The sequence below is a fragment of the Actinomadura montaniterrae genome, from assembly GCF_008923365.1.
Taxonomy (GTDB): Bacteria; Actinomycetota; Actinomycetes; order Streptosporangiales; family Streptosporangiaceae; genus Spirillospora; species Spirillospora montaniterrae.
This window is the reverse complement of record NZ_WBMR01000289.1, coordinates 1-9,683: the sequence shown is the minus strand read 5'-3', so window position 1 is coordinate 9,683 and position 9,683 is coordinate 1. Positions and strand designations below refer to the sequence as shown.

The 9,683-nt window shown below is 73.6% G+C and carries 5 protein-coding genes and 1 pseudogene; 2 read left to right on the top strand and 4 right to left on the bottom strand.

From position 1 onward, the window contains the following. Positions 1 to 767 (top strand): annotated as a pseudogene (locus tag F9B16_RS51820) (hypothetical protein); the annotation flags it as partial. A 33-nt stretch (positions 768 to 800) separates the two neighbouring features. Here the strand turns inward: F9B16_RS51820 and F9B16_RS45700 are convergent. Genes F9B16_RS45700 through F9B16_RS53780 form a run of 3 tightly spaced genes read right to left on the bottom strand, consistent with a single transcriptional unit; the run spans position 801 to position 5,711 of the window. Then, the gene (locus F9B16_RS45700) at positions 801 to 2,162 is read right to left on the bottom strand and encodes a serine/threonine-protein kinase (RefSeq protein WP_151546531.1); all 1,362 of its coding nucleotides are present in this window, start codon (positions 2,160 to 2,162) and stop codon (positions 801 to 803) included. 22 nt (positions 2,163 to 2,184) lie between these two features. Next, entirely contained in the window at positions 2,185 to 3,852 is a 1,668-nt protein-coding gene (locus F9B16_RS51815; protein WP_192809327.1) for a serine/threonine-protein kinase, read from the bottom strand. Beyond that, positions 3,852 to 5,711, bottom strand: a complete 1,860-nt coding sequence (locus tag F9B16_RS53780) for a protein kinase domain-containing protein (RefSeq protein ID WP_264159866.1) — start codon at positions 5,709 to 5,711, stop codon at positions 3,852 to 3,854. Before F9B16_RS53780 ends, F9B16_RS51815 begins: the two co-directional genes overlap by 1 nt. Before the next feature lie 197 nt (positions 5,712 to 5,908). Between F9B16_RS53780 and lysX the strand changes: the two genes are divergently transcribed. Then, entirely contained in the window at positions 5,909 to 9,196 is a 3,288-nt protein-coding gene (lysX, locus tag F9B16_RS45685) for a bifunctional lysylphosphatidylglycerol synthetase/lysine--tRNA ligase LysX (RefSeq protein ID WP_192809326.1), read from the top strand. 21 nt (positions 9,197 to 9,217) lie between these two features. Here lysX and F9B16_RS45680 read toward each other — a convergent pair. Beyond that, positions 9,218 to 9,683, bottom strand: a 466-nt coding sequence (locus F9B16_RS45680; protein ID WP_225992527.1) for a hypothetical protein, incomplete at its 5' end; no start/stop codon positions are given.

Genomic DNA, 9,683 nt, shown 5'->3' with positions numbered 1-9,683 from the left:
GGTTCACCGCCCTCGCGCTGCCGCTGGCGCTGCCCGGCGCCCTCGGCCTGCACCTGCTGGGCGCGGCGCCGTCCCCGAGCCCGTCGGCGAGCACGTCCGCGGCTCCCAAGGCCGCGCAGACGCCCGCGCCGACCGCGAGCGCCACCCCCTCCCCCAGCGCGACGCCGTCCGCCGGCGCGACCCCCGCGCCGTCGGCCACACCGTCCGCCTCACCGTCGGCCACGCCGTCGTGCCCGGACGTCCCGGCGAGCAGCTCAGGGCTGTCCCAGGACCAGGTGCGCAAGCTGCTCCAGGAGATCCAGTCCGCGAAGGACCCGTCCGCGTGCCTGAAGGCCGGCGGGCAGGCCACCGCCAAGGCCGCCGCGCCCGGCTCCCGCGTCTACAGCGACGCCGGGACGCTCCGGGCGAGCTCGCTGACGATGTCGGGCCTCAGCTACGACGGCGTCGCGTCGCTGCCCTCGGCGTCCGGCACCGTCAAGGCGCTGAAGTTCAGCATGTCCAAGGCGGTCCTGAAGGACGTCGACCAGACGGCCGTGCACGGCGGCGTCACCAACCGGATCAAGACCGGCTCCCTCACCCTCACCGGCGACGTCGTCATGTACACGACGAAGATGTCGTCGAAGCTGCTCGGCATCCCGCTGACCTTCACCCCCGAGCAGCCGCCGCCGCTCACCCTGCCGTTCATGGTGATGACGGACGTGGTGTCCGAGCAGCCGTCCGTGACGGCGAACGGCGCGCAGATCAGCGGCCTTGGCATCACGACCTGACGCGCCGACGCGGGCGCGCCGGCGGCCCGGGCGCTAGGGCAGCACCAGGCTCACGACGGCCATGGTGGCCGTGTGGCCGGGCCCCGCGATGCCGAGCGCGTCGACGTGGAGCTTGCGGCGCAGGATGAACGCGCCGAGCAGCACCGCCGCCACGACCAGGACCACCGCGACCACGATGATCAGGATCGTCTTGCGGCGCTCCGCCTGCCGGACGTCGTGGACGGGCGGCGGGGGCGGCTGCTGCCAGCTCGCGAAATGCTGCGGCTGCTCCCAGGGCGGCGGCGTCTGCGGCACATGCGGCTGCACATGGTGCGGCTGCCCGTGCTGCGGCCGCCCGTGCTGGGTGGGCGGGCGCTGCTGCGGAGGCGGCGCCCACTCGGTCTCCAGGAGCGTCCGCTCCTCCTGCTCCGGTCCGCGCTGCGACGGGTAGGGGTCGCGGCCGTTGTTCGGGCCCGGATCGCGGCGGGTGACCGGATCCAGCTCCTCGGGGTCCAGCACGGTCTCGGACGCGTCGTCGCCGCCGTAGTAGCGCGGCGGGCCGTCCATCACCGTGTCGTCGGCGCCGGTGACGGGCGGCGGTGGCGGCGCCGAGGCGACCTGCGTCAGCAGCGGCTGTGCCTGCGACGCCGTCATCCGGTTCACCGGCTCGCGCGCCAGCAGCCCGTCCAGGACGCGGGCGAGCGGCCCCGCGTTGCGCGCCGGCGGGACCGGCTCGGACAGCGCGGCCTGCAGCGACGCCATCGCGTCCGGGCGCTCGTACGGGGACCGGCCCTCGACCGCCGCGTACATCGTCGCGCCGAGAGCCCACAGGTCGGACGCCGGGACCGCGCGCTCGCCCTGCGCGCGCTCCGGCGGGATGTACGCGGGCGACCCCATGACCAGGCCCGTCTGGGTGAGGGTCGCGTCGCCCTCCACCTGCGCGATGCCGAAGTCGGTGAGCACGACCCGGCCCGAGTCGGTGATCAGCACGTTGCTCGGCTTGACGTCGCGGTGCAGGATCCCCTTCTCGTGCGCGTGCCGCAGCGCGCCGAGCATCTGCAGCCCGATCTCGGCGACCCGGCGGTGCTCCAGCGGCCCCCGGTCCAGCAGGTCCTGCAGGGACGGGGCGAGGACCAGCTCCATCACGATCCACGGCCGGTCGGACTCCTCGACCACGTCGTGGACGGTCACCACGCCCGGATGGTTCAGCCGCGCCGACGCCCGCGCCTCGCGGAACGTCCGCTCGTACAGGACGGCGCGCTCGGCGTCGTCCAGCCCCGGCGGGAGGACGACCTCCTTGACCGCGACCTCGCGGTCGAGCATGACGTCGAAGGCGCGCCACACGGTGCCCATCCCGCCGCGGCCGACCACCGAGTCCAGCCGGTAGCGGTTGCCGAGCAGACGTGCCTGTGCCATCTCTTCCTGGTCCCCCCGGTGATCATCCCGCCCCTGAGGGAAGGAACGTGCTGAGCACATTCTTCACGAGATGCTCTTTCGCGTCCCACTGGGACGAGGGTAGCGCCACCACGACGGCATACGCCTGGCCGTCCACGATCACGCCCCGGTCGAGGGCATGGGTCATGCCGACGGAGCGCGACCAGGTGAACTCGATGTCGGCGGCCCGGTTGGCTCCCACGCTGGACTGCATGATGTCCCCGACCTGCTGGAAGTCCTTCAGCATGCCGTCGTTGATGGCCTGCTGCTTCCAGATCCGCCAGTGCTCGAACGGGTCACCGGTCCACTGGGTCTTGTCGACCTGGACGTAGGCGTGGGAGACGGGGTCGGTCCACACGATGCCGCGGCTCGTCGACGACCGCTGCCATCCGCGCGGCACACCGATCGTGTAGCCGGACTCCGTCCTCTTGACGAGGCCCGAGGGCCACGTGGGGGCCGTCGGCGGCCGCGTCGCGGGCGAGGACGTCGGCGGGTTGCTCGTGCCCCCGGTGGCGGGCGGCCCCTTCGTCGCGTCCGCCTTGGGGCCGGAGCCGTCGTGCGGCCAGAAGATCAGGACGGCCGCCGCGACCGCGGCCGCCAGGACGACCGACCCCGCGAGGATCGGCAGCACCGGCGACCGGCGCTTCGGCGGGACGCCCATCGTGCCGGGCCCGCCCGGCATCGGCGCCCACTGCTGCTGCCCGTTCGTCCCGGGCGGGTAGTGCGCCGTCATGTCCGGCACGGGTGGCGGCGGTGCCGACTGCGTCGGCCCCGTCGAGGGACCGGCGTACGACCCCGCGCCGTCGGCGACGGTGGCGTGGCTCCACGCGAGCTGCGCGGCGGCCTGGTCCAGGGCGTGCCCCGACGCGACCGCGGTGAGCGCCTCCTCGGCGGCCTCCGCGCTCATCCGCCGGACCGGGTCGCGTTCCAGCAGCCCGAGCAGCACCGGCTCCAGCGGCCCCGCGTTCTTCGGCGGCGGCACCTCCTGCGTCATGACGGCCGCCAGCACCGCCATCGCGTCGCTGCGGTGGTGCGGCGCCTTGCCCTCGCACGCGGCGTACAGGGTCGCGCCGAGCGCCCACAGGTCCGACGCCGGGATCGCCCGGTCGCCGTTGACCCGCTCCGGCGACATGTACGCCGGCGACCCCATGATCAGCCCGGTGCCGGTCAGCGTCGCGTCGCCCGCCATCTGGGCGATGCCGAAGTCGGTGAGCACCGCCCGGTCGTCCGCCGTGACCAGCACGTTCGCGGGCTTGACGTCGCGGTGCAGGATGCCGATCGCGTGCGCGGCGCGCAGCGCCCCCACGATCTGCCGGCCGACCGCCGCGACCCGCCCGGGCGGCAGCGGGCCGTCCTCGTCCAGGACGTCCTGGAGCGAGCGCGCCCGGACCAGCTCCATGACGATCCACGGCCGGTCGTCCTCGTCCACGACGTCGTGTACGGTCACGACGCCCGGATGGTTCAGCCGCGCCGACGCGCGCGCCTCGCGCAGGGTCCGCTGGTGCCGGTTGTGGCGCTCCTCGTCGCTCAGCCCGGACGGCAGCAGCACCTCCTTGACCGCGACCTCCCGGTCGAGGGTCTCGTCGAGCGCCCGCCAGACGGTGCCCATGCCGCCGCGTCCCACCACCGACAGCAGCCGGTAGCGTCCCGCGAGCAGGCGGTCTTCCACCATCACCCCTCCGCCGGCTTGAAGTACTGGTACACCGGCTGCAACTCGGCGAACGTCTTGTCCCAGGCGTCCTGGGGGGCGCGCAGCAGGATCGCGTAGCCGTGCCCGTTCGTGACGAACCCCCGGTTCAGGATGTGGATCCGGCCGCCGTCGCCGTCGAAGGTGAACTCCCAGTCCGCCGACTTGTCGCCGTTGCCGGTGTCGGGGACGGGCGGGTGGTCGCCGGTCGGCGCGATCGTGAGCTTCTTGTAGCCGGGGAAGCCGGCCTGGGCCGCTTGCCGCCGCCAGTCGCCGATGGCGCTCTTGCCGGGGCTGTCGGTCTGGTCGATCTGCACGTAGGTCCGCCGGTCCGGGGAGTAGTAGTAGTCGCTGGTCCCCTTCTGCTCGGGGCCGGTCCAGGCCGCCGGGACCGCCACCGAGTAGCCGGAGTCGTCGTCGTGGGTCCGGAAGCCGGCCGGCGGCCCCGGTTTCGAGGAGGCCGAGGGGCTCGCCGACGTCGCGGTCGCGGACGGGTGCCCGGTCGCGGGCGGCGGCCCGGCGTTCTTCTTCGGCTTGCCGCCGTCGCCGGAGCTCGCCCACGCGATCCCGGCGATCACCACGATCACCAGCAGCACCAGCGCCGCGACGATCAGCACGTTCCGGTTGGAGGCCAGCGCGGGCCGCCCGGACGGGGCCGTCGGGCCGCCGGGCGGCGGACTCTCGGCCGGCCGGGTCTCGGGGCCCGCCGACCACGACTCGACCCGGTTCGGGTCGGCGCGCGCGGTGGCGCCCGCCGGGACGTCGAACCGGGTCAGCTGGTCGGGACGCGCGTCCGGGGACTCGGCGTGCGGCGCGGCCACGCCCTGGCCGCTCCCGCCCCGGCCGGCGCCCGGGCCGCTCACCCATGGCGCGGCCCGCGTCGCGCCCGGGGCCGGATCGGGCTCCGGCTCCTGGTAGGGATCGGGCATGGTGCTGCCGGGGGCGCCGCCGGGCGCCTCCTCCACCGGGTACTCGACGGCCATCGTCCGCTGCGTGTCGATGGTCTCCTGCCGGACGATGTCGTCCAGCAGCGCGCCGGCCTCGATCGCCTCCATCCGCTGGTCGGGGTTCTTGCGCAGCAGGCCCTCGATCACCGGGGTCAGCCGGCCGCCCTTCTCCGGCGGGTCCGGCTCGTCGGAGATCACCGCGACCAGCGCGGCCATCGGCTCGGAGCGCTCGAACGGCGACTTGCCGTGCAGCATCGCGTACAGGGTGACGCCCAGCGACCACAGGTCGGAGGCGGGGCCCGCGGTGCGGCCGCGGGCCCGCTCGGGAGCGATGTAGGCGGGCGAGCCCATGACCAGGCCCGTCTGGGTGAGGGTCGCGTCGCCGGACGCGGTGGCGATGCCGAAGTCGGTGAGCACGGCGCGCTCGCCCATCCGGCCGGTCCCGGTGATCAGCACGTTGCTCGGCTTGACGTCGCGGTGCAGCACCCCGGCCTGGTGCGCGGCGTGCAGCGCGGCCAGCATCTGGCGGCCGATCTCCGCGGCGCGGCGCGGCTCCAGCGGCCCGTCCTGCTTGATCACCTGGTCCAGCGAGCGGGCCTTGATCAGCTCCATGATGATCCAGGGCCGGCCGTCCTCCTCCACGACGTCGTACACGGTGACGACGCCGGGGTGGCCGAGCCGGGCCGCGGTGCGCGCCTCACGGAACGTACGCTTATGGTGGACAGCGCGTTCCTCGTCGGTGAGGCCGTGCGGCAGGATGACCTCCTTCACCGCGACGTCTCTGCCGAGGACCTCATCGTGTGCCTGCCAGACCGTCCCCATGCCGCCTCGGCCCACCTGTGTCACCAGGCGGTAGCGGCGGGCGAGCAACCGCTCACCGGTGGTCTCATTTGGCATATCCGCGACCATATCGACTTTTGCTGACAACCTTGGATCGAGCTTGCAAGCGACATCCCCCCACCCGTACGACGTCCGGCGCCGCGCCGAGGTTCGCCAGCGGGCGGGCGGGCCCGGACGGGAGCGTGGTGCGTGTGACACCCGGTATGAATAAGCCCGGTACGACCAACAGGGCCACGCACGGCGACGGGGGGACCATGGCGGAGAAGGGCCTACTGGGCGAATGGCGCCGCCTGCTGCAGGCCGCGCCGACCATCTTCTTCTGGTACACCCGTCTCTCCGGGATCCTCTCGCTCCTTGCCTGGGTCTCCTATGGTCTCATCCTCGAGATAGCCGATATCTGGGCCCTGCGATGGATCGGCTACCTCGGCTGGTTCCCCAGCGTGCCCATCGGCATGCTCTGGATCCTGCTGTCCATGGGCATCCGCCGCCGCAAGAAGGCCGCCTGGCGGATCCTCGTGCTGATCTTCTGCCTGCCCGCCGCGGTCGGCGTCAGCACCGTCCTGACGACCCTGTTCGACCCGTCCGAGCCCACCTCCATCGGGCAGATCGTCACCGCCGGCGTGTACCTGGCGGTGCTCGCCCTGCTGGTCTCCGCCCGCGGCCAGTTCACCACGCTGCCCGACCGCGCCAACCGGCGGCTCGCCGCCCTCGTCTTCACCAGCCTGCTGGTCGTGACCTGCGGGATCGGCACGTTCCTGGTCACCCTCACCGACAAGAACCCCAAGGGCGGCTTCTGGACGCACCCGTTCTACGCGATCCTGCAGACCGTCCTCGGGCCGCGCGTCACCGGCAAGCCGATCGACGTGTCCGTGCCGTTCTGGGTCGACGCGATCCTGTGGGTGCTCGGCACCGGCCTGATGATCGCCACGTTCTGGGCGCTGTTCAAGCCGGGCCGCCGCGACCCCGTCCTCAGCCCGCCCGAGGAGCTCGCGGCGCGCCGCCTGCTCGCCGAGTACGGCGAGCAGGACTCCCTCGGCTACTTCGCGCTGCGCCGCGACAAGGACGTGATGGTCGCGCCGAACGGCAAGGCCGCCATCGCCTACCGGGTCGAGGGTTCTGTCTCCCTCGCCAGCGGCGACCCGCTCGGCGACCCCGAGTCGTGGGACCAGGCGATCGAGGCGTGGCTGGAGGAGTGCCGCGAGCACGCCTGGATCCCCGGCGCCGTCAGCGTCGGCGAGCGCGGGGCGCACGTCTACAAGCGGCACGGGTTCGACGCCCTGGAGCTCGGCGACGAGGCGATCGTCGACCTCACCGAGTTCAACCTGGACGGCCGCGAGATGCGGCAGGTCCGGCAGGCCGTCCGGCGGGTCGAGCGGGCCGGGTACACGATCCGGATCCGCCGCCACGCGCAGATCCCCGCCTGGGAGATGGCCAAGCTGATCCGCAGCGCCGACGCCTGGCGCGGCGAGGAGACCGAGCGCGGCTTCTCCATGGCGCTCGGCCGGCTCGGCGACCCGACCGACGGGCGCTGCGTGATGGTCGAGGCGTTCGACGCGAACGGGGAGCTGCGCGGCCTGCTCAGCTTCGTCCCGTGGGGACGCAGCGGGCTCTCCCTCGACCTGATGCGCCGCGACCGGGCCGCCGAGAACGGCCTGAACGAGTACATGGTCGCCAAGCTCGCCGAGAAGGCCGCCGCGGTCGGCGCGCAGCACCTGTCGCTGAACTTCGCGATGCTGCGCTCGGCGTTCGAGCGCGGCTCCCAGATCGGCGCCGGGCCCGTCTCGCGGATCTACTACCGGTTCCTGTCGTTCGCGTCGAAGTTCTGGCAGCTGGAGTCGCTGTACCTGTCGAACGCCAAGTACCTGCCGCACTGGCGGCCCCGCTACATCTGCTACACCCAGGGCCGGCACATCATCCGGCTCGGGCTCGCCTACGCCCGCGCCGAAGGGTTCCTGCCGAACCTGAACCGCCCCAAACTGGACCGTGCCGCCGCCATCGTCCCGTCCCCCGACCTGGTCGAGGAGATCCGCCGGATCGAGGAGGCCGCCGACGCCGCCCGCGCCCCGCACCGCCGGCTGTCGGAGCAGGAGCGGGTCCGGCACGCCAAGCTCGACCAGATCCGCGCCGCCGGGATGGAGCCGTACCCGCTCGGATTCGACCGCGCCGACTTCGCCGCCGGGATCCGCGAGCGGTTCGCCGGCCTCGCCCCCGACGCCCGCACCGGCGAGCGGGTCGCGGTCGCCGGGCGCGTCGTGCTGGCCCGCGAGCACGGCAGGCTGATCTTCGTGACGCTGCGGGACGAGACCGCCGACCTGCAGGTCATGCTGACCGCCGACGCGCTCGGCGCCGAGTCGCTCAAGCAGTGGAAGGCGCTGGTCGACCTCGGCGACCAGGTCGGCGTCCGCGGCGAGGTCGTCACGTCCCGGCGCGGCGAGCTGTCGGTGCTCGCGTCCTGCTGGCAGCTGACCGCCAAGTGCCTGCGGCCGCTGCCGAACAAGCGGACCGGCCTGTCCGACCCGGAGGCCCGCGTCCGGCAGCGCTACGTCGACTTCATCGTCAACGACGAGGCGCGGCGGATGCTGCGGATGCGCGGCGACGCGATCGCCGCCGTCCGCGACCGGCTGCGCGCCGGCGGGTTCCTCGAGGTCGAGACGCCGATGCTGCAGCCCGTCCACGGCGGCGCGACCGCCCGCCCGTTCACCACCCGCATCAACGCCTACAACATGCAGCTGTACCTGCGGATCGCCCCGGAGCTGTACCTCAAGCGGCTGCTCGTCGGCGGCGTCGGGCGGGTCTTCGAGCTGAACCGCAACTTCCGCAACGAGGGCGTGTCGCAGAAGCACAACCCCGAGTTCACGATGCTGGAGGCGTACGAGCCGTACGGCGACTACGACACGATGGCCGAGCTGACCCGCTCCCTCGTCGTGGACGCCGCGAACGCCGCGCTCGGCACCACCGTCGTCGTCCGCGACGGCGTCGAGTACGACCTGGCCGAGCCGTGGCACGAGATCACCGTGTACGAGTCGCTGTCCAAGGCGCTCGGCGAGGAGGTCACGCCGGACACGCCGGTGCCCGCCGTGCAGGCGCACGCCGAGCGGATCGGGCTGAACTTCGACCCGGCCTGGGGACAGGGGAAGATCGTCCAGGAGCTGTTCGAGGCGCTGGTCGAGGAGCAGCTCACCGTGCCGACGTTCGTCCGCGACTACCCGGCCGAGACCTCCCCGCTGACCCGCCCGCACCGCGACGACCCTCGGCTCGCCGAGAAGTGGGACCTGATCGTCTTCGGCATGGAGCTCGGCACCGCCTACTCCGAGCTGATCGACCCGATCCTGCAGCGGCAGCGGCTCACCGAGCAGTCCCTGCAGGCCGCCGGCGGCGACCCCGAGGCGATGGAGCTGGACGAGGACTTCCTGCGCGCCCTGGAGTACGCGATGCCCCCGGCGGGCGGCATGGGCATGGGCATCGACCGGCTGCTGATCACCCTCACCGGCCGCAGCATCCGCGAGACGATCCCGTTCCCGCTGGTCCGGCCCGGCTACTGACGTTCTACCGGCTACAACCTTCTAGAGGGCGCGGGGGCCGGGCCGGAGGCCCTGCTCGGCGAGCCAGCGGCGCGCCCGTCCCCTGCGCTCCTCCTCCGGTGCGCCCGCCGGCGCGCCCGGCGGGATGGGGAGGTGGCGGCCGTCGTCGCCGGACGGTTCGTCCGGTGCGAGGACGTCGCCGCGGTCCAGGTCGAGCAGCCAGAGGCCGTCCGCCGGGCCGGCCTCCAGCGCCTCCGCGACCGCGCCCAGGTCGGCGGGCAGCACCTCCAGGCCGGACGGACGGCCGTCGAGGGCGGCGGCGAGCTCGGCCGCCAGCTCGGCGTCACCGGGCAGTCCGCGGGCGTCCAGCTCCTCGCGGCACGCGCGGGCCGCCGCGTCGGCGCCGTCGAGGGCCACGGCGAGCGCCGCGACCAGCACGTCCCCCGCGTACTGGAGCACCGGGCCGAGCGGGCGCCCGGCCAGCAGCGCCAGCCCCGCGCGGGCGTCG